The organism is Sphingomonas caseinilytica (genome assembly GCF_023516455.1).
Taxonomy (GTDB): domain Bacteria; phylum Pseudomonadota; class Alphaproteobacteria; order Sphingomonadales; family Sphingomonadaceae; genus Sphingomicrobium; species Sphingomicrobium caseinilyticum.
The window spans coordinates 452,255-472,433 of sequence record NZ_JAMGBA010000001.1 but is presented as its reverse complement, the minus strand read 5'-3'; the positions used below and the strand labels follow the sequence as shown (position 1 = coordinate 472,433).

Below are 20,179 nucleotides of genomic sequence, written 5' to 3'. Positions count from 1 at the left end.
AATGACAGCCACAAGGCTGTCCTGAGTATATCGAAGGGGCTGCATCTAACTTGCAGCCATTTGGGCCGAGGCGCATTGTTGCAGCCATGGAAAGCCCGCGCTTCCTTTCCGGAAAGTTACTGCTGGCAATGCCCGGCATCGGTGACCCGCGCTTCGAACACGCCGTCATCGTGATGTGCGTGCACGATGAAAATGGCGCTGTCGGCATCGGCATCGGCCATCAGCGTGCCGGGATCGGTGTGCGCGGCTTGCTCGAACAGCTGGGGCTGGACCCGGGCCAGGCGCCTGACGGACCGGTGCTGCATGGCGGACCGGTAGAGCCGGGCAGGGGGTTCGTCCTCCATAGCGATGACTGGGGTGGGCAGGACACGATCCAGGTCGTCGGGCTCGGAGCGCTGACGGGAACGATCGATGTACTGAAGGCGATCGCGGAAGGAACAGGGCCGAGCCGCTACCTGATCGCGCTGGGCTATGCCGGATGGGGCGAAGGGCAACTCGACGAGGAAATGACCAGGCCGGGCTGGTTCGCGGCCGATGGCCGGCAGGAAATCTTGTTCGAGACCCCTACTGCCGAGCGCTGGGAAGCGACGTTCAAGGCCGAAGGGATCGATCCGCGGCTGCTCGACAGCGGGGCTGGCGCCGCCTGACGGCGCTCAGGCGTATCCAAGCGCGGAGCGCAGTCCCGGCGCAGCGCTGTCGACCATCCGTTTCTGCCTTTCGGGAAGCTCCGATGGAATTTTGGCGGCAACCCCGGTGAGATTTTCTCGCGCCGTACCGCTTTGCCTGGGGTCGGAGCCGATGCGCACGCGGTCCAGCCAGTCATCGGGACGTACGATTCCGCAGGCCTGGAACAGCGCCCCGAAATAGGCATCGGCCCTTTCGCCTTGGAGATCTCGAAGCGCCCCGATCAGCTCTTCGTACCGCATTAGATGGGCCCCATTGCCGAGCCAGGCAATCGCATTGAAGTGATAGGTGATGTCGAGCGGCGCCAACATTGGGCGGGTTCCCTCAATCATCAGATTGAGGATGGCTTCAACAGAAGCGCCCGGCTCTTTCAGATGCTCCAGCCCTGGAGCGTTGAATTCGTTGCTAAGGACGAAACGGGCCCGTGCGAGAACCCAATCATATGGGTCCCGAACGAGAAGGATGTGACGCACTCCAGCCAGCGCCGCTCGAGAGGGCTCCATGAAAAAGAGATGACCCCAACTGAGGCGGTTTCGGGAAGGCTCGAACGCAGCGATGTGGCGCTGCAGAAAGTGGTGCTGGATGAATTCTGCCTGATACTGGTCCTCGACCGGCACGAACATCCGGACGATGTTGCGCAACAGGTGACTTCCGCTTTTCGGAACGCTGTTGAGGAATAGCGGCTGTTCCAGCGGCCGCTGCGCAAACCCGCGGTTCTCGTCGTCGAGAGTGTCCGGTTTCACATTGATCTTTACGAAGGACATTCCCGGGAGCTCCTGGACGTAAGCGCAACGCGCCCAAGCGTCATAGGGGCGCCAGCGACGGCTCTCAAGGAATAGTCCCAGCAGCTTGAAGCAGGACAATTGCCATGTGGGCTGGTGGCGGCTAGGGGCAGCGCGGATCACCCCATTCTCAAATTTCTGGAGACCCAAGCGTGGCTGCCGTCGAAACCCTGACCCGCGATTACATCGTTAAGGACATTTCGCTTGCCGATTTCGGCCGCAAGGAAATCGAGATCGCGGAAACCGAAATGCCCGGCCTGATGGCCCTCCGGCACGAATATGGCGCGTCGAAGCCGCTAAAGGGTGCGCGCATCACCGGATCGCTGCACATGACGATCCAGACCGCCGTGCTGATCGAAACGCTGACCGCGCTCGGCGCCGACGTGCGCTGGGCCTCGTGCAACATTTTCTCGACCCAAGACCATGCTGCCGCGGCAATTGCCGCCTCTGGCGTTCCGGTTTTCGCCGTGAAGGGCGAAACGCTTGAGGAATATTGGGACTATGCCGCACGCATTTTCGAATGGGGCGAAGACCAGACCTGCAACATGATCCTCGATGACGGCGGAGACGCAACCATGTTCGCGCTTTGGGGAGCGCGCGTTGAGGCCGGGGAAAGCCTGTTCACGCCGCAGAATGAGGAAGAAGAAATCTTCGTCGCGACGCTGAAGCGCTTCCTTGCCGAGCGTCCGGGCTACCTCACCAAGACGGTCGAGACGATCAAGGGCGTTTCTGAAGAAACGACCACCGGTGTCCACCGCCTCTACGACCTTGCCAAGCAGGGCAAGCTTCCGTTCCCGGCGATCAACGTCAACGATAGCGTCACCAAGTCGAAGTTCGACAATCTCTATGGCTGCAAGGAAAGCCTGGTCGATGCGATCCGCCGCGCCACCGACGTGATGCTGGCCGGCAAGGTCGCTTGCGTCGCCGGCTTCGGCGACGTCGGCAAGGGTTCGGCCGCATCGCTCCGCAACGGCGGCGCACGCGTCCTCGTGACCGAGATCGACCCGATCTGCGCGCTGCAGGCGGCGATGGAAGGCTATGAGGTCGTGACGATGGAAGAGGCCGCGAAGCGCGCCGACATCTTCGTCACCGCGACCGGCAACATGGACGTCATCACGCTCGACCACATGCGTGACATGAAGGATATGGCGATCGTTTCGAACATCGGCCACTTCGACAGCGAGATCCAGATTGGTTCGCTGGCCAATATGAAGTGGACCGAGATCAAGCCGCAGGTCGACGAAGTTACCTTCCCTGATGGCAAGCGCATCATCGTGCTCTCCAAGGGCCGCCTCGTGAACCTCGGCAACGCCACTGGCCACCCGAGCTTCGTCATGTCGTCGAGCTTCACCAACCAGGTGCTCGCCCAGATCGAATTGTGGGCGAAGTCGGACCAGTATCAGAACGACGTCTACGTCCTGCCCAAGCACCTCGACGAGAAGGTCGCGGCGCTGCATCTCGACAAGCTGGGCGTGAAGCTCACCAAGCTCACGGACAAGCAGGCTGCCTACATCGGCGTCGAGGCCAAGGGTCCGTTCAAGCCGGACCACTACCGCTACTAAAGCGGTCCGAAGCGCTTTTCGTGAATCCAGCGGCTGGCGAGTAGTTTCTCGCCGGCCGTGACTGGAAGTCCGGCGTGCTGAGCCATCGGGTCGGGCCGTCCTTGTGCGTCCGCATTGCGGAACAGAAGCGCGTCGCCGATCTGTCCTTTCACTTTCAGCCCGGTGCTGAGGAATAAAGTCTCGCCGCCCTCATACCCGTCGTTGAGATAGACGAGCATGGTGAGAATGCGCTGATTGTCGGTGTGGGGCAGGGCATCGTGGTGCGGACGATATTCCTGGCCCGGCCGATATCGCAGAACTTGTAGCGGTTCTCCGGAATGGACCTCGGTCCGGCTTGCTGCGGCGATCCGCCTGTTGATGGCGTGAATAGTCGGCGTTTCGTCGATCCAGGGAAAGAAGGCATTGTCCGACGTTCGCACCGGGTGCGGGCGCAACTGCCCGCTGGCAGGATCCACGATGACCGATGGCTGGAAACGGGGTTCTGCCTCGTCGACCAGGTGCCGACATTCCTCGCTCGTGAGCAACTGGGGAAACAGGCTGACTTCCGGAGCATCGCTAAGCAGTTCGGGGGCGCGAAGGGCGCTCGGATTTCCGGCGTCGTCGATTTCCATCCTAGCGAGTAGAGCCAGTTGCTTGGCCGCATCCTCATTCGTCTCTGCCAGGTCAGCCAGCAGGGAGCGCGCTCTCCGCCAATCGGGCGGTCCGCCAGTCCCATTGGCAAGAAGTGCGATGTAGATGGATTGGGCACGATTGTGGCCCGCCATACCAGCGAGGCGGAAGCATTCGCGCGATTTCGCCAGTTCGCGGGGGATAATTTGTCCGCCAAGATACCATGTGGCCAATTCGACCCAGCAGTCTCCGTTGCCGGTCCGTCCGCCTTCTTCCAGCAATCCAGCCGCGGCTTCAGCTTGTCCGCGCTGGACGAGTTCATAGGCTTGTTCGATGCGGTTCATTGGGGATCAACCGTTCAGCGGGACCGGGACGAGGTCAAACGCCACTGTCAGGCGTTCGCCGTTGGAAAATGGGCGAGTGCCGTGGAAGAGGTAACTTGGAAAGAGCACCAGTCGCCCCGGCTTGGGTTCAAAGGTGGACAATGGCGGCAGATCTAGGCCCATTTCCGCCGGAGGACGACCGATCTCCAGCCACCCCTCCCTGTCGGCGCTGCCGGCTACGCTCTCCGGTAGGCTGATGTAGCAGGCGGAACTCAAGACGCCGCCAGGGTGAAAATGGGCCGCGTGGAACCCGCCTCCGGTAAGTCGCACCGACCAGCTGGGACCGAAGGCGAGACCTTCGTTACGGTATTTCAGCAGGGGGTGATTGGGATCGTATGGCGGAAGCTTGCCGTGGAATTGGCGGATGCCTTCTGCCAATGCATTTGTCAGCAATCCGATTTCCGGCTCGTTTCGGACGAACAACTGTCCGGGAGTCTGAGTGCCGCCCCGAACTGATTGCCCGATTGGCTGTGCTCGTGAGCGATGGACAGTCCGGAGCATGCCCGCAATAGCATCAAGCTCGACACCGCCGAGTTCCAAATCAACACTCCCGAAAAGCCCCGGCTGGCCAGCAAGCCATTCGTGGCGGCTGTCCTCGGTCAGGCGCCACGCCACCTCCAGCAAAGCCCAAGCGGATAGGTTGTCGGGTTCGATCCGGACAACTTCTTCCAGCAATGCCGATGCTTCGTCTGGCCGGTTGGTTTGAAGCCGATGCTGTCCGCGCGCCATCTGCGCGTCGGGCTGGTTATCAAGCCGATCCAGGGCCTTTTCGGCACGGTCGGTAAGGCCGGCGTGATTGGCTGTATTGGCCTCGACCAGGTCGAATTCCCTGTGACCGCGGAAAAGGTCCCGCTGCTGATCCATCAAGTACAGCGCTTCGGTAAGTCGCTGGGCACGGGTCAATGTGTCCAAGTAAGACAGGTACAGGCGTTTGTTGTCCGGAGTGGATGTCAGCGCGCTGACGTATCGGTCGACCGACCGATCGCCTTCACCAGCCTGGAATCTCAAGGACGCAAGCAATTCGTGCGCGGTGACGTTGTCGGGCTGACGATCGAGAAATGATTCGAGAAGGGGCCTCGCAGCGCCTCCCAATGATGCGGTGGCCGTCGCGATCATCTGGATTTGGAGATCGGGATCGGAAAGATGGAACGCTAGGGCGCGGGCGCAATGCTCTGCCGCACCGTCTTCATCCAATCGGATGGCGATGCGGGCACGGCCTTCTGCCAGGGATTTTGAGGAAGGGTCCAGCCGAAGCGCGGTTTCGAACGCCTCGCGCGCCTCGTCGAGCCGTTGTTCGGCTTCAAAGGCGAGTGCCCTGCGCTCCCATTCCGCTGCCTCCAGACGTTCGCTCATGATCACTGACATGCGTGATGAATGGAACTCAGCGCAAGCGCTGTCCACCGCGCGCGGGAGCTGGCGTGGGCAAAAAGAGAGGGGCCGGAATTACCCGACCCCTCAAGTTTGATTTGGAATTGAAGCTTAGAACTTGGCAATCGCACCCGCGTAGAAGAAGCGGCCACGGTTGTCATAGACCGAGCTGAACCCGCCGATACCGGTCGCGCCGAGCGGCGGTTCCTTATTGGTCAGGTTGTCGATGCCCATGTAGAAATTGAAGTCCTTCGTCGCATCGATGGCGAAGCGGACGTCATGGTAGAACACCGACGGGTACTTCTTCTGGTCCGCATAGTCTGCGTTCTGCGGATCACGGCCCTGGACGCTGTTAAAGTCCTCATAGGTGTTGAGGTACATCGGCGCCAGGTAGCGCATCTGATAACCGAAGGTCATCGGACCACGCTGAAGCGAGGTGTTCCAGTTGAACGCGTCCTCTGGATCGCCCAGTTCGCCGCCCTTCTTGCCGACGATCACGTCCTTCCGGTCCGGATCGGTCGGATCCAGATACTGGGACAGATCGAGCACGTGGGTGTAGGTGAACCGCGTTTCGAGCCGGCCGATATCGAACAGCTGACCGCGATAGGCGACTTCGACGTCGATACCTTCCGCGCGCAGCTTTGCGAAGTTGACCGGGCCCTGGATCAGGCTGCCTTCGAGGATCCGGAATTCCTGCTCACCTGAGTTTGCGCCACCGGCTGGTGCACGCTCGAAGAGGTCGCAGAACGGGTTACCCGGAGCAAGGTCGTAGCACTGATTGACGATGGTCTGGGCAGTAACGCCCGTGATCACGTCCTTCACCTTGATGTTGTAGTAGTCGACGGATGCCGAGAAGCCCGGCAGGAAGGTCGGCTGGGCTACGAAGCCAAGCGTCCAGCTATCCGACTTTTCGGCTTCCAGGTTCGGGTTGCCGCCGCTCCGGATTTCCAGCGAGGAGCTGTACCGGAAGTCGTACGGGCCCGCCGGGTTCGGCGCCGGGGTGGTGTCGTTGCTCGGGTTGATCGTTGCATCGGTGCCGCCGGGACGACCTGCTGACGCGCAGTTTGCTGCACGGTTTTCCGAACCGGAACCGATGTTGATCGACGAGCAGGGGTCACCAAAGCCAGGGGCGAAGTTCTGGCCGAACGGCGAGAACAGTTCGACCTGGTTCGGCGCGCGAACCGAACGGCCGTAGTTGCCGCGGAAGCGCAGACCCTTGACCGGGGACCAGACGCCGCTGGCGTTGTAGGCCCAGACGGTGCCGGTGTTGCCGATGCTGTAATCGGAGACGCGCGCAGCGCCGCTGATTTCCAGCTCTTCCAGGAACGGCTTGTCGTTGACGATCGGAATGCGAATTTCGCCGAAGGCTTCCTTAACCTTGCTCTTCTCCGCCTCGAACGTCGGGATCGCGTTGTAGAAGGTGTAACCCAGCGAGACCTGATCGTCCTGATGGTAGAAAAGGTCATCCGAACGGTATTCAGCACCGAGCACGAAGCTGATCGGGCCGCCCCACATGTTGAAGAAGCCGCTCGTGTCGCCAGCGATAAAGCCGACAGCGTTGAACTGCTTGGTCTTACCCTTGGCGACTGAATCGAGCAGGAGATAGTCCCGCTGCTCCTGCGTGAATTGACCACCGGCAAGATTGATCGGAGTACAAGCCGCGACGTCTGCCGCCAGCCGGGCATCGGCGTTCGGGTCCGTGCCGTATACCCACGGCCAGTAGCCGAACGCACGGTTCTGATCGATCTGCGAGGCGCAGACGATGTTACCGTTTGGCACGCCGTTGTTGAGTCCGCCGTTATACTTGCCTTGGTCAACCGCATCCATGGCTAGCAGGAAGCGCTGGATGTCGAGGTTGCCGAGAATCTTGGTCTTTTCCTTCAGCTGACCGTAGTTGACCGCAACTTCGTAGTTCCAGTCGTCGTTGAAGTCGCCGCGGACGCCGCCGACAATGCGGTAGGTTTCGCGCTTGGCTTCTTCGGTACGGGCGCCGAGGCCGAGAAGATTCTCACGGATCGTAACGCGGCTGCCGTCCAAGCAGCCCTGTCCGCTGAGCGCACGCTGCGCGCAGATGACAGTGCGAGCCTGGGGAGTCAGGAACGGATTGTCCAATCGGACCTGTTCACGGTTCGGGCCGCCGAAGAACTGCAGCGGATCGGTCATGGTCGCACCCTGCGAGAAGGCCGGACCCGATCCACCGGTGCCCTTGGTGTCGGTACGCGAATATTTCGCTTCGACGAACGGCACGAAGGCCGGCGTGATCTCGAAATGCGATATCAGGTTGATGTTGTAGCGATCGAGCTGCGGAGACAGCTGGATCTGCTTGCCGCCGCGGAAGTTTTCGCTGTTGCCGCCCAGGAAGCTGCCGGTCGTCACGCCGGCACGCTCGCCGGTCGCAGGTACGAGCGTTCCATCCGGATTGAAGACGAAGAAGCAGGGATAGAACGATCCAAGCGGGTCGACGCCGCAGCTATTGCCCGCCGTAGTGCCACCAAAGCGCATAGCGCCCTGGTTGGTCAGGCTGCCCGAGTGAATGTCGCGGAAGAACAGGCGGTCGGGAACGCCGTCCGAACCGTTCGGGGCGCCGGCGGGATCGGAGTCGACGACCAGGAAGGCGTCCTGGCTGGCGATGTACGGACGTCCCGCTCCGAAATATTCCTGCTGGCGAGCATATTCGGCGTTGATCGCGACGTTGCCGCGGTCATCGGCGAAGTTGGTGCCCCACAGGCCGCTGATGAAGTAGGAGCCGGCATCGCCATACTTGCTGACGCCGCCCTGGGCGCGCAGCTGAATGCCTTCATAGTCGTCCTTCAGGATGAAGTTGACGACGCCGGCGATGGCGTCCGAACCGTACACGGCCGAGTTACCGCCGGTGACGATGTCGACGCGCTCGATGAGATCGGTCGGAATGGTGTTGACGTCCGGAGTGACGCCGCTCGACAGCACGTCGCCGCCGACGTGACGGCGGCCGTTCTGCAGCACCAGGGTGCGGACGGTGCCGAGGCCGCGAAGGTCGAGCAGGTTGAGGCCCGCGGTTCCGAGGAAGCGGGTGGAGTTGGCTTGGCTGAAGGTCGAACGCAGCGAGGGCAGTTCGTTCAGCACGTCACCGACAGAAACCTGGCCGGTTTCGAAGAACTCGTCGCCGCTGATGGCGGTGACGGGAACCGGCGATTCCAGGTTCGGACGAGCGATACGCGAACCGGTGACGACGATCGTCTGGCATCCCGCTGCGTTGGGGTTGGCGACGCAATCCGGGCCCTGGGCGTCTTCGCCTGACTCGGCTTCGACCTCGCTCTGGAGCGTCGAAGGATCGTCCTGGTTGCTCTGAACCTCTTGAGCGAACGCTGGGCTCCCCATGACGAGAGCGGCCATGGACGCACTCAGCAGCAGACCGGAACGCCCGGCCTTGGCGTTATCGCTAAATCGCATTTTTTTCCCCTTTGACGCGTCCGCGTAAAAAAACTGGCAGACATTAAATATCCCGATAGCTCCCGTACCCATTCACCTGAGCGAAGTTCAACGGCGCGGTGGTTAACTGCGAACGGTTCTTTTTTTGTGTTGCATTTGTGCGACAGCCGTCGCGGCTGTCGCTTGCCTGCTTCAATGGGTTTTCTATGAAGCGTCCTATGGGGTCCGCGGTAAATAAATCGATACCGGTCGGTCGGGGGATATGCTGAGTAGCGCAAACGCCTCTGCCGCGATCATTGTCCTCGCGGCACTATGGGTCGTTTTCGCCGCGGCTCTCGCGATCCTGGCGGCGGGGCGGATACGCCGCGCGCAGTCCGTTCTCGGGGCCGCCCGCACGATGCGCTCCTTGCTGGACGCAGCGCCAGCCCGGGCCATGATCATCCATGGGGACGGGACTGTCGATGCTGACGCCAGGCTGGTCCAGGAACTCGGACTATCGAAAGTCCCGCAGCGGATTGATGAGTTGACCGGTGACGGCGGAGGCTTCGAGCCGGACGACCTTTCTTCGTTCATCGAATCCCTGGCGGACGTTCGGCTTGGTGCTGCGCCGCTCCGCCGGCAGTTGCGACTTGCCGGTGGAGATCGTGTTCTGGAGCTTCGCGCCGCGCTTGCGCCTCAGCCGGCCAAGCCCGGTTCAGTGCTGGCCTGGCTGTTCGATATCAGCGATGCGGATGTGGAGCGGGGCGCACTTACGAGACGCCTTCAGCAGACGGAAGGTGCGCTCGACGCGCTCACCCATCTCATACAGAATGCGCCATTCCCCATGTGGTATCGAGGCCCCGATCTCGGCCTTGGGCTGGTCAACGCGGCCTTTGTCGCGGCCGTTGAGGGGCGGGATGCGGAGGAGGTCATCCAGCGCGGTGCCGAATTGATCGACGCGACCGGTCCGGAAGGGGCACGCGCGGGAGCGGAAGCGGCGCTGGAGAGTGGCCGCCCCTATTCGCGGACCCAGCCGGCCACGATTGGCCAGGAGCGCCGCATGCTTCGCATCGTCGACGTGCCGCTGCCCACCGGCGCCGTCGCCGGGTTCGCCATCGATATCCAGGATCTCGAAGACGCCCGCATCGAGCTCGCTAGTCACCAGGAATCGCAACGCGAGCTTGCCGATCGGATGAGCGCGGGCGTGGTTCAGTTCGACGATGATCGTCAGCTTGCCTTCTTCAATCAGCCATTCGCCATCATGGCTCAACTGGAGCCGGACTGGCTCGCCGAACGGCCTGAATTCGACCGCGTGCTTGAGCGGATGCGTGAGAATGGGCGTATCCCGGAGGTTCGTGACTTTCCGGCATGGAAGACCGAACGTCGCGCCTGGTTCACCTCGCCGGAAGAAGCGATCGAGGAAGATTGGATCCTGTCCAACGGCGACCATTTGCGGGTCCTTGGACAGCCGCTTCCGGATGGCGGGCTCCGTTTCATCTTCGAGGACCGGACCGAGCAAGTCCGGTTGGCGACAGCGCGCGACACGCTGCTCCGGGTCCGGGCGGCTACGTTCGACAATCTATTCGAAGTGATCAGCGTATTTGCATCCGACGGACGGCTTTACCTTTGGAACCGGCGCTTCAGCGAACTTTGGGACCTCGATGAGGGCTGGCTGGCCGAGCATCCTCGTGTCGACGAGCTTGTTCCGGCGATGGCTAAGCGTCTGGTTAATCCGACCGCGGCCGCGCAGGTCCGGGAATTGGTCCGCTCCACGACAAGCGGGCGGCAGTCGGGTACGGGTCGAGTATCGCTGACCGACGGACGGCACTTTGACTTTGCCGCGGTTCCGTTGCCCGACGGCAATGCACTTTTCACGATGATCGACGTGACGGATTCCAGCCGGATCGAGGCAGCGCTCCGCGAGCGCGCGACGGCGCTGGAGGAAGCGGATCGGGTCAAGACCGACTTCGTCGCGAATATGAGCTATGAGCTGCGCACGCCGCTGACCTCAGTCGGAGGCTTCGCCGAAATGCTCCAGGCGGGATATGCGGGGGAGCTACCGCCCGCCGCTTCTGATTATGTCGGTGCGATCTTGGAATCCGTGGACCGGCTATCGAAGCTGATCGACGACGTCCTCGATCTGACACAAGCCGACACGCGCGGCGTCGTGCTGGAACGGGAGCGTGTCGACATCGCAGGCATGTGCCGGGCAGCCGCGGAATCACTGCGAAGCCGGGCGACCGACAAAAGGCAGAAGCTTGAATTGGACCTTGAGCCAAGCGCCGGCAGCGTGATCGGCGATGCCCGGCGATTGCGGGAGTCGGTCGAACATATCCTGCGCAATGCCGTCGCCTATACGGACGAAGGCGGCCACATCTGGCTGAAGGCCAGTGGCGACGACGAAAATGCGACGATCATCGTGGTTGACGATGGCCCCGGCATTCCGCCCGAGCAGCAAGAGCAGGTGTTCGCTCGCTTCCACCGGTCGGGCGCCGCTCGTGGCGAAGCAGCGCTCGGTCTGGGCCTTCCGTTGACGCGTCAGTTCGTCGAGGCCCATGGCGGTTCGGTCGAGCTTGAATCCGCGGTAGGAAAGGGGACCAGCATCACTATCTCGATCCCCAGGGCGCCGCAGTGAAGCTGAAGGACGAAGCGGCGACCATTGCGTTTGGACGCAAGCTCGCCAAGGCGCTTCGGGTCGGTGATGTGATCACGCTGTCCGGGCCACTTTCCGCCGGAAAGACAACGATGGTCAGGGGTCTGCTGGGCGCGCTCGGCCATGACGGAGAGGTTCCCAGTCCAAGCTTTGCGATCGTGCAACCCTATGAAAGTCTAAAGCTGCCAGTCTGGCATGTTGATCTGTACCGCATCGACGATCCGTCCGATCTCGCCGAACTGGGCCTGGAAGACATTCGGGAAGATGGAGTGCTGATCATCGAATGGCCGGAACACGGCGGCGCGGCAGCATGGCCCGAGGCGCTCGGCTTGTCGCTTAATGTCGAGGAAGACGGCTCACGCGCCTTGACAGCGAATGTGCCCTCGTCATGGGAAGGTCGATGGCCGTTGCGATGATTCCACCCAAATCCGCCCCCGATTTTCTCGCCCGCCACGGGTGGAACGATGCACAGATCCTTCCGCTTGCCGGGGACGCGAGTTTCCGTCGCTATTTTCGAATTCATTCCGGAGTGCGCCGGGCCGTGCTGATGGATGCGCCACCGCCGCACGAAGATCCCCGCCCGTTCATGGAGATTGCGGGCTGGTTGCAGCAAATCGGACTGGCCGCTCCGCGGATTCTTGCGGCGGATCTCGAACAGGGACTGCTGCTGCTCGACGACTTCGGCGACGCCCGGATGCGCGAAACGGCGGATGCCGAGCCGGAAGTCGAACGCGATCTATATGAGACCGCGGTGGACGTTCTCGTCCATCTCCATCGTCAGCCGCCGATGCCCGGATTGCCGCCGCACGGCCTGCAAGAGTGGCTGACCGAGCTGCGCCTGTTTCCCGACTGGTATGTGCCGGCGGTCGGCCTCGACCCGATCGATGTCCATTCCTGGGAGGAAGCCTGGCGGCAAGTATTGGCGCCAGTCGCAAACGACGGGCTCGCGCCGGTCACCGTGCTGCGCGACTATCATGCCGAGAACGTCATGTTGATCGACGGTCGCGGCGGCATCGAGCGGTTCGGCCTTCTGGACTTCCAGGACGCTCTTGCCGGTCATCCGGCCTATGATCTCGTCTCGGTGCTTGAGGATGCCCGCCGGGATGTCCCGCCTCAACTCGAGCGCGACATGATCGACCGCTATGTTGCCAAGGCCGGCGCCGACCAGCGGTTCGAGCCTGCCTATTGGGCGCTCGCTGCTCAGCGCAATACGCGCATCCTTGGCGTTTTCTGCAGGCTTTGGAAGCGCGACGGCAAGGATCGCTATAAGGCGTTCCAGCCGCGCATGTGGGGCCTGCTCGAACGCGACCTTGCGCAACCAGGCCTGGAACCGGTCCGCGACTGGTTCGACGCCAATATCCCGCAGTCGGCCCGAACTGCCGCCTGGCAGGATGGTGCCGAATGAACCGAAAGGGCCGTGCATTCGCGCTTCGCCCGGAGATCGAAGCAAAGGTGCCTGAGACCGCAATGGTGATGGCGGCGGGCCTGGGCAAGAGAATGCGTCCGTTGACTGCTACCCGGCCCAAGCCGCTGGTCGAGGTGGCGGGAAAGGCCTTGATCGATCATGTCCTAGACAGGCTTCGGGCAGCGGGCGTCGGCAAGATCGTGGTCAACGTGCATTATCTGCCCGAGGCGCTTGAAGCACATCTGAAATCGCGCGCGACCGATTTCGAAGTCAGGATCAGCGACGAACGCAAGCAGCTGCTGGAAACCGGCGGCGGCATGATCCACGCCTTGCCGCTTCTGGACGCCGATCCGTTCCTGGTGGTGAACAGCGACAATTATTGGGTCGACGGACCCGCCGATACGCTTCAGCTGCTGGCGTCCCTGTGGCGAGAGGAGGAAATGGACGCTCTTCTTCTCCTTGTTCCGTTGGCGAATGCCGGCAATCATGGTGGACAGGGCGACTTCCACATGAAGTCGGACGGGCGACTGGCGCGGCGGGAGAAGGCGAAGGTGGCACCGTTCGTCTACACCGGCATCCAGATGGTATCGAAGCGGCTGTTGCGGGATGCTCCGGAAGGCCCGTTCTCGACCAACATATTATGGGATCGGGCAATTGCGGAGGGCCGTTGCTTTGGTGCCGTCCATCAGGGGCTTTGGTTCGACGTCGGAAATCCTGCTGCGATCAAGGCGACCGAACGCGCTTTAGTGCATGGCTGACATCGGCCTGTTCGAACGCCGCGTTCGCGGCAGCCCGCTTGTCTACTCGATCCCAGCTTACCGAAGCTTTGCCGACGCCCTGGTCCACGGACTGCTGGCAGCGCTCGGCCGCAACCCCCTCGCACTCGCGCATGGCCGCATTCTCCTCCCGAACAGTCGCGCGGTCCGGTCGGTAACCGAGGCCTTCGTTCGCGCCAGCAAGGGCGGGCTTGTGCTGCCGAGGCTCATCGTCGTCGGCGACCAGGATATCGGAGAGCGTATCGGCGGAGCGCTCGATCCGCTTGAGCTCGCTGACGAAATCCCGGTCGCGATAGAACCGCTCGAACGCCAGCTATTGCTCGCGCAAATGCTGCGCTCTCCCGACGAAGGCGCTGCCGAGGCGATGCGCCTCGCCGTGGAGCTCGCGCGGACGATGGACCAGCTGGCTATCGAGGAAGTCGCGGCTTCGAAGCTCAATGACGCCGTCGCGGGCTCGCCCGAACTGGCCGGCCACTGGCTCCACTCGATCGACCGGTTCCGGGCCATCATGGACCGCTGGCCTGCGCTCCTTGCCGATCGCGGCCTGATCGACCTGGCGGATCGGCGCAGCAAGCTGCTCCATGCTTTAACGCGGCGATGGGCGACGCATCCGCCCGGCGGTTTCACGCTGGCCGCCGGCATCACGACTTCCGCACCGGCGATTGCTGCCTTGCTAGGAAGGATCGCCCGGCTGGATCAGGGCGCTGTGGTTCTTCCGGGGCTGGCCACCATCGACACTGTATCTTCTGAGGAGTGGGACGCACTCGGGCCGGATGAAGACGGCAAGAGCGAGCAGACGCATCCGCAACATCATCTGAAAAGGCTATTGTCCCGCATCGAAGTCGCGCGGGAAGAGGTCTTGCCTTGGCCCGGCGGCGGCCGGGCATCTTCGACACGGGCCCGTGGACTGGCGGTAGCGAACGCGCTCGTTTCGCCTGCTTTCAGCGAAAAATGGACCAGGTTGACGGCGCCCGAACGACGCCTGACCGGTATCAAGGTGGCCGAGCTTCCCGATCCCGCGAGTGAAGCCCAGGCGATTGCAATCGCTCTTCGCGAATCCATCGAAACGCCCGGCAAGACCGCGGCACTGGTTACGCCGGACCGCGCATTGGCGGCGCGCGTTTCGGCTCACCTGCAGCGTTGGGGCATCGAGGCCGATGACAGCGCCGGCCAGCCGCTCTCGCACAGCCCGGCCGGCACATTGCTGTTGGCTGTTGCGGCCGCCGCCATCGAGAAACTGGCGCCGGTCGCGCTATTGTCGCTGCTCAAGCATCCGCTTGTCGGCACATCTGGCGAGCGGGGTGAGCCTACTGACTTGGGTTCCAGGCGGGAATGGCTCGAAACGGTGCGGGTACTCGACCTTGCCCTCAGAGGACCCCGGCCACCTGCGGGGATCGAGGGCCTGGACGAACGCTTCGCGGAGAAGAAGGTTGATCGCGCCTGGACGGCAGTTCGGCCACTAGTCGCCCCGCTGTCCAGTGCGACCTTTTCAGCAAGTATGGCCGATGCAGCAGCCACCTTGCGTGAGCTCGCCCAGCAACTGGCCGGCGATATGGCTTGGCGGGGAACGGATGGCAGGCTTGCAGCCGAGCTGCTCGGGCAACTGGAGCAGTCATCGGAAGCGTCGCTCATCAGCCTCGCTCCCGAGGACATCATCCCTATTTTCCGGGGCTTGATGGACGGCCTGCCTGTCCGTCGGCCGTTTGGCGGCCATCCGCGCGTTTTCATCTGGGGTTTGCTGGAAGCCAGGCTGCAAAAGGCGGACCTGATGATCCTGGGCGGGATGAACGAGGGCAGTTGGCCGACCTCTCCCGATCCGGATCCGTGGCTTCCGCCCCAAATTCGCAAGGCACTGGGACTGCCAGGCATCGAGTTTCGTACAGGCCTTGCTGCTCATGATTTCATGAGTGCGCTTGGCGCGCCGCGCGTGCTGCTAACCCGCGCAAGAAACGACGGCCGCTCGCCAACGATCGCGTCGCGCCTATGGCTGAGGCTGCAGGCAATGACCGGAGGCATGACCCGCGACCAACGGCTTGAGCGTTTGGCGCTGGCGCTCGATGCCAGTTCCGTGGTCAAGCCCGTAGGCCGGCCCGCTCCACGACCGCCGTTCGAAGCAAGGCCCAAGCGGATCGCAGTTACCGATCTCGACCGCCTGAAGGCAGACCCCTTTGCTTTCTACGCCAAAGCGGTCCTCGGTCTCCGTCCACTCGAAAGTGTGGATGAGGAACATCACGCCGCCTGGAAGGGCACCGCCGTCCACGAGGTGCTGGAAGCGTGGTTCAAGGAGGATGATTGCGATCCGGCCAAACTTAGGTCTCGCGCCGAGGCCATGATCGCCAGTGAAACCATACATCCGATGCTTCGAACTCTGTGGGCACCTCGGCTCATGGAGGCAATCGATTGGATCGCGAAGCAGGTAGCCGCGGATCGAGCCGCCGGCCGCCTGCCGGTCGTCGCGGAATCTAAGGGCGAAGCAAAGGTTGCCGGCGTCCTGCTTCATGGCCGGGTCGACCGCATTGACCGGCTGCAGGACGGAAAGCTTGCCATTATCGACTATAAGACGGGGCAAGCACCGGCGAAGAAGGCTGTGGCGGAAGGGTTCGCCCTGCAGCTGGGCCTGCTGTCACTGATCGCCCGAGCCGGTGGTTTCGGCGGCGCTCAGGGCGACGTCGCTTGCCACGAATATTGGTCTCTCGCGAAGAAGAATGGTCAGTTGGGCTATCGCCAATCACCCGACAAGGATGATGGCCCGGACGCATTTGTCGAGCGAGCCTATGCCCAATTTGCTGTCGCGGCCGCGGACTATCTGCTCGGCACCAGGGAGTTCGAAGCCAAGCTCAACCCGGCCTATGCGCCCTATGAGGATTATGACCAGCTCATGCGGCTGGAGGAGTGGTACGGCCGTGAGTAGGCCGCTTCCGTCAATCGGTCGCGTCGCCGCTCGGCGGAGTTCGCTTGGCCTTCTTCCTGACCGTCGAGGCGTAAAGGAGCGCGGCAACGATCGCCGCCGAGCCGATCCCGACTGCGACGCCTGCCTTCACCAGCTTGGCCCGCCGCTCTTCGTCGCTCTTGTCGGAATTGCTCATTCATTCCTCTTTTCTGGCTGTTCGATCCGTCCCTATGCAGAACGAGGCAAATTGGAAAGGGCGGTTCGATGCGCCGCCGCCTGAAGCCATTCTACCAGCTTGAGGGCGCCCAGGCATCTGCTTCGGATCCGCTCGTCCACGCGTCGCTCTCGGCGTCGGCAGGCACCGGCAAGACCCATGTCCTGACGTCGCGGGTCCTTCGCCTATTGCTCCGGGGCACGCCGCCTTCATCCATTCTATGCCTGACGTTCACAAAGGCCGGGGCCGCGGAAATGGCCAATCGGCTTGGCGAGCGCCTGGCCCATTGGGTGAGGCTGCCCGACGCGGAGTTGAGCTTGGAGCTCAAGCATCTGTGCGAAGACTTCAGCCCGCCGATGCGCGACCGCGCCCGCCGGCTCTTCGCGCAGGTGCTGGATGCGCCGGGCGGAGGCCTTCGCATCCAGACCATTCACAGCTTCGCGCAAACTTTGCTCGCTTCCTTCCCCGCAGAAGCGGAAATTTCGCCGGGCTTGAAGCCGGTCGAAGGTAGGGCCGAAGAGGAGCTTGCGCGGCGGACATTGGCGGCATTGCTTGAGGCAGCGGAGGAGGGCGAGAACAGGCAGCTGATCGACGATGTTTCGGCGATCAGCCTGCGTCTCGGTGAGTTCGGCGCCGAACGTTATTTGATGGACTGCGCACGCGCGCATGACGCGATGGAGGCGCTCGGAGAGGCGGGGTCCATAGAGTCCAGGTTGATGGAGCTCATCGGCATCGCCGGCGGCGATCCGGACGTGGAGCTGCAGCACCGCCTTAGCGATGCCGGCCTAGATATCTTGCTCATCGAGCAACTGGCCGCGGCGAACCTCGCATGGAGCACGTCCACCGGCGACAAGATCGTCGCCAACTTGACGGCTTTTCTGGCCGCCGATCCGAAAGCCCGTCGCAACCTGCTTGCCAGCGTTGGCGGGGGACTAGTCACCAAGGACGGCATTCCATGCAAGGTGACAGCAAAGCAGATCGCGCTTGAGCCCGACTATGAGGCATTAGTCGCGGATTTCGCGGGCTGGTTAGGGGAAATCCGGACCTTGGTAGCCGCCTCCACCTTGGCGAAAACTCAAACAGCCGGACTTCGGGCCGGACAGGCGTTCGCGAAGGCCTATGCCCGGGCCAAGCGCACGCAGGGAGTTGCCGACTTCAACGACCTTATCGCCTGGACTCGCCGTCTGTTCGATCAGCCGGGGATGGGCGAGTGGGTGCGGTACAAGCTCGACCAGCGGACCGACCATATACTTGTCGACGAGGCACAGGATACCAACGCCGATCAATGGGCCATCGTAGACGCACTAGCCGGCGAATTTTTCACCGGAAATCCCGAGGCAGAGAATAGGTGGCGCACCCTGTTCATGGTCGGCGATTACAAGCAGGCGATTTACAGCTTCCAGGGCACCGATCCCAAGGAGTTCGAGGCGTTTCGTGCCAGCATATCGGCTCGCGCTGAAGCCCTGGTGAAATCCGCCGCCGAAGCGGATGGCGATGCTCGGGAATTCCGGCAGCTTTCGATCGATGCCAGCTTTCGTTCCTCGCCGCCGGTATTGGAAGTGGTCGACGCGGTGATCGACGTTGTCGGCTTTGACAAGATGGGCCTGGGCGAGCCTCCTAATCCTCACCGGCCGCATCATTCCAGCCGGCCAGGGCGCGTCGAACTTTGGCCCGCCTTTGAGGCTGCGGCCGACACCGACGCTGACGAAGGCGAGGAAGCGTGGATTGACGAGCCAGCTCGACTCTATGCGGATGCGCTTGCCCGGCAGGTTAGGCGCTGGTTGGCACAGGCACCCGTCATGGCAAGCACCGGCCGACCGCTGTCGCCGGGCGACATATTGATCCTGGTCCGAAGCCGGACCGAGCTTGCCTCGCTGATCGTCGCCCGCCTCTATGCGCAGGGAGTACCGGTAGCCGGGATCGACCGCCTACATTTGCACAAGCCTTTGGCGGTCAAGGACCTGCTGTCGGCCATCACTTTCGCCGTACAGCCGCTCGACGACCTGAACCTCGCCGCATTGCTGGTGTCGCCGCTGATCGGCTGGACCCAGGAACAGCTTTACGAACTGGCATTCGATCGCGGCGGCCGATTGTGGACCGAACTGGCAACGCGGCGAGAGAGTTACCCACACTGGGCCGAGGCCCATGACATCCTCTCCGGATGGCTGGCCATGGCCGACTATGTCACGCCGGCCCGCTTCCTCGAAACGATCCTCTCCGGGCCCTTGGGCGGCAGGCAGAAGCTTCTAAGCAGACTGGGCGAAGCGGCGCGGGATCCGATCGAGGAACTGGTTGCGACGGCATTGGCCTTCGAACGGGAAGAAATTGCATCGCTCGATCGCTTCCTTGCCTGGTTCGGTCAGGGAGAAGTCGAGGTCAAACGCGATCCGGGCGCGCCCACCAACGCGGTTCGGGTGATGACCGTCCATGGGGCTAAAGGGCTCGAAGCCCCGCTGGTGATCCTTGCCGATGCGGCCCACGACCCGGACAAGGTCGGCGGTACGTCGTCGGTTCTGGAAGTGCCACTGCCCGGGATCGGCAAAATCCCCTTCATCCGTCCTCGCAAGGACGAGTGCGCCCCCATCTTCCGCGCCCTGATCGACCTTGGCCGCGCTTCCGGTCAGGAGGAGCATTGGCGCCTGGCCTATGTCGGCCTGACCCGTGCGGCAGAGCGGCTGGTCATCGCCGGGGTGAAGAAGCCCAAGCGGGACGTGCCGCAGCTAAGCTGGCACGCCGCCGCGGGCCAGGCGATGCAGGCTATCGGTGCCGCATCCGTAGAAATCGACGGTTGGGGACCGGGCCTGGTTTGGGAGGGCAGCGGCACGTCGCGGCCATCCGCCGGTAAGCGAAAGGCCGAATTGCAGCCGATCGCCATTCCCGATTTTCTCCGACAGCCAGCGCCAATCGAGGCGCGGCCGCCACGACCGTTGGCGCCTTCACAAATCGTCGAGGACAGCGACACGGCACCGCCGCCATCGCCGGAAATGCGCGAGGCCGCCCGGCGCGGATCGCTTCTCCATGCCCTGTTCGAACGATTGCCGGGGGTTGATCCGTCTGAGCGCATGTCGCTGGCCCTCAAATGGCTGCAACGGTCAGGCGTCGAAGGTTCGACGGCCGAAGAGATTGCGACATCGGCCTGCTCGGTGATCGCCGATCCGGCTTATGCCGAGCTCTTTTCTCCTGAAGCGTTGGCGGAAGCTCCAATCGCAGCGGCCCTGCCTGACGGACGCGTGATCGCCGGAACGGTCGATCGCCTCTGCGTTGGCGAAGAGCGCGTCCGGGTGATCGATTTCAAGACCGGCCGACATGTACCGTCCGGCATCGCCGACGTACCGCGCGCTCATCGCGTTCAAATGGAAGCTTATACGGAGGCCTTGAAGGTGATCTTCCCGGGACGGAGGATCGAAGCCTCGCTTCTCTATACCGCCGGTCCGATGCTGATCGACCTGACCGGTTGAGCATTTGA

13 protein-coding genes are annotated in these 20,179 nt (G+C 62.6%); 8 read left to right on the top strand and 5 right to left on the bottom strand.

From position 1 onward, the window contains the following. Positions 1–86: 86 nt before the first annotated feature. Positions 87–647, top strand: coding sequence for a YqgE/AlgH family protein (locus tag LZ496_RS02340; RefSeq protein WP_249902986.1), 561 nt, complete (start codon positions 87–89; stop codon positions 645–647). A gap of 6 nt (positions 648–653) precedes the next feature. On the opposite strand, the gene LZ496_RS02335 is transcribed toward LZ496_RS02340, so the two are convergent. Next, positions 654–1,448 carry a hypothetical protein gene (locus tag LZ496_RS02335; protein ID WP_249902985.1) on the bottom strand — a complete coding sequence of 265 codons (795 nt, stop codon included), beginning with the start codon at positions 1,446–1,448 and terminating at the stop codon, positions 654–656. 170 nt (positions 1,449–1,618) lie between these two features. On the opposite strand from LZ496_RS02335, the gene ahcY reads away from it, so the two are divergent. After that, positions 1,619–3,028, top strand: a complete 1,410-nt coding sequence (gene ahcY / locus LZ496_RS02330; RefSeq protein WP_249902984.1) for an adenosylhomocysteinase — start codon at positions 1,619–1,621, stop codon at positions 3,026–3,028. Here ahcY and LZ496_RS02325 read toward each other — a convergent pair. The 3 genes from LZ496_RS02325 to LZ496_RS02315 form a co-directional block, all read right to left on the bottom strand. Continuing rightward, positions 3,025–3,981 carry a 2OG-Fe(II) oxygenase gene (locus LZ496_RS02325; RefSeq protein ID WP_249902983.1) on the bottom strand — a complete coding sequence of 319 codons (957 nt, stop codon included), beginning with the start codon at positions 3,979–3,981 and terminating at the stop codon, positions 3,025–3,027. The two genes, ahcY and LZ496_RS02325, sit on opposite strands and share 4 nt — an antisense overlap. A 6-nt stretch (positions 3,982–3,987) precedes the next feature. Further along, on the bottom strand, positions 3,988–5,373 hold the full coding sequence (locus LZ496_RS02320) for a 2OG-Fe(II) oxygenase family protein (protein ID WP_249902982.1): 1,386 nt from the start codon (positions 5,371–5,373) through the stop codon (positions 3,988–3,990). 126 nt (positions 5,374–5,499) lie between these two features. Then, positions 5,500–8,817 (bottom strand): TonB-dependent receptor domain-containing protein, encoded by a 3,318-nt coding sequence (locus LZ496_RS02315; RefSeq protein ID WP_249902981.1) that lies wholly within the window; start codon positions 8,815–8,817, stop codon positions 5,500–5,502. Positions 8,818–9,058: 241 nt separating this feature from the next. Between LZ496_RS02315 and LZ496_RS02310 the strand changes: the two genes are divergently transcribed. From LZ496_RS02310 to addB, 5 genes are read left to right on the top strand one after another with little or no spacing between them, the layout of a single operon-like run. After that, positions 9,059–11,410, top strand: a complete 2,352-nt coding sequence (locus tag LZ496_RS02310; RefSeq protein ID WP_249902980.1) for a sensor histidine kinase — start codon at positions 9,059–9,061, stop codon at positions 11,408–11,410. Further along, the gene (gene tsaE, locus LZ496_RS02305) at positions 11,407–11,844 is read left to right on the top strand and encodes a tRNA (adenosine(37)-N6)-threonylcarbamoyltransferase complex ATPase subunit type 1 TsaE (protein WP_436286447.1); all 438 of its coding nucleotides are present in this window, start codon (positions 11,407–11,409) and stop codon (positions 11,842–11,844) included. Before LZ496_RS02310 ends, tsaE begins: the two co-directional genes overlap by 4 nt. Then, positions 11,841–12,833 carry an aminoglycoside phosphotransferase family protein gene (locus tag LZ496_RS02300; RefSeq protein WP_249903840.1) on the top strand — a complete coding sequence of 331 codons (993 nt, stop codon included), beginning with the start codon at positions 11,841–11,843 and terminating at the stop codon, positions 12,831–12,833. The genes tsaE and LZ496_RS02300 overlap by 4 nt, the downstream gene beginning before the upstream one ends. After that, positions 12,830–13,591, top strand: coding sequence for a nucleotidyltransferase family protein (locus LZ496_RS02295; protein ID WP_249902979.1), 762 nt, complete (start codon positions 12,830–12,832; stop codon positions 13,589–13,591). Before LZ496_RS02300 ends, LZ496_RS02295 begins: the two co-directional genes overlap by 4 nt. Next, positions 13,584–16,520, top strand: coding sequence for a double-strand break repair protein AddB (addB, locus tag LZ496_RS02290; RefSeq protein WP_249902978.1), 2,937 nt, complete (start codon positions 13,584–13,586; stop codon positions 16,518–16,520). The genes LZ496_RS02295 and addB overlap by 8 nt, the downstream gene beginning before the upstream one ends. Before the next feature lie 10 nt (positions 16,521–16,530). Here addB and LZ496_RS02285 read toward each other — a convergent pair whose 3' ends face one another. Then, positions 16,531–16,695, bottom strand: a complete 165-nt coding sequence (locus tag LZ496_RS02285; RefSeq protein WP_249902977.1) for an isopropylmalate isomerase — start codon at positions 16,693–16,695, stop codon at positions 16,531–16,533. A gap of 68 nt (positions 16,696–16,763) precedes the next feature. Between LZ496_RS02285 and addA the strand changes: the two genes are divergently transcribed. Beyond that, on the top strand, positions 16,764–20,171 hold the full coding sequence (gene addA / locus LZ496_RS02280; RefSeq protein ID WP_249902976.1) for a double-strand break repair helicase AddA: 3,408 nt from the start codon (positions 16,764–16,766) through the stop codon (positions 20,169–20,171). The last annotated feature ends 8 nt before the right edge of the window (positions 20,172–20,179 follow it).

Coding starts and splice junctions, on each gene's coding strand:
- LZ496_RS02340 (WP_249902986.1), top strand. CDS start 87: ATGGAAAGCCCGCGCTTCCTTTCCGGAAAGTTACTGCTGGCAATGCCC.
- LZ496_RS02335 (WP_249902985.1), bottom strand. CDS start 1,448: ATGTCCTTCGTAAAGATCAATGTGAAACCGGACACTCTCGACGACGAG.
- LZ496_RS02325 (WP_249902983.1), bottom strand. CDS start 3,981: ATGAACCGCATCGAACAAGCCTATGAACTCGTCCAGCGCGGACAAGCT.
- LZ496_RS02320 (WP_249902982.1), bottom strand. CDS start 5,373: ATGAGCGAACGTCTGGAGGCAGCGGAATGGGAGCGCAGGGCACTCGCC.
- LZ496_RS02315 (WP_249902981.1), bottom strand. CDS start 8,817: ATGCGATTTAGCGATAACGCCAAGGCCGGGCGTTCCGGTCTGCTGCTG.
- LZ496_RS02310 (WP_249902980.1), top strand. CDS start 9,059: ATGCTGAGTAGCGCAAACGCCTCTGCCGCGATCATTGTCCTCGCGGCA.
- LZ496_RS02300 (WP_249903840.1), top strand. CDS start 11,841: ATGATTCCACCCAAATCCGCCCCCGATTTTCTCGCCCGCCACGGGTGG.
- LZ496_RS02295 (WP_249902979.1), top strand. CDS start 12,830: ATGAACCGAAAGGGCCGTGCATTCGCGCTTCGCCCGGAGATCGAAGCA.
- addB (WP_249902978.1), top strand. CDS start 13,584: ATGGCTGACATCGGCCTGTTCGAACGCCGCGTTCGCGGCAGCCCGCTT.
- LZ496_RS02285 (WP_249902977.1), bottom strand. CDS start 16,695: ATGAGCAATTCCGACAAGAGCGACGAAGAGCGGCGGGCCAAGCTGGTG.
- addA (WP_249902976.1), top strand. CDS start 16,764: ATGCGCCGCCGCCTGAAGCCATTCTACCAGCTTGAGGGCGCCCAGGCA.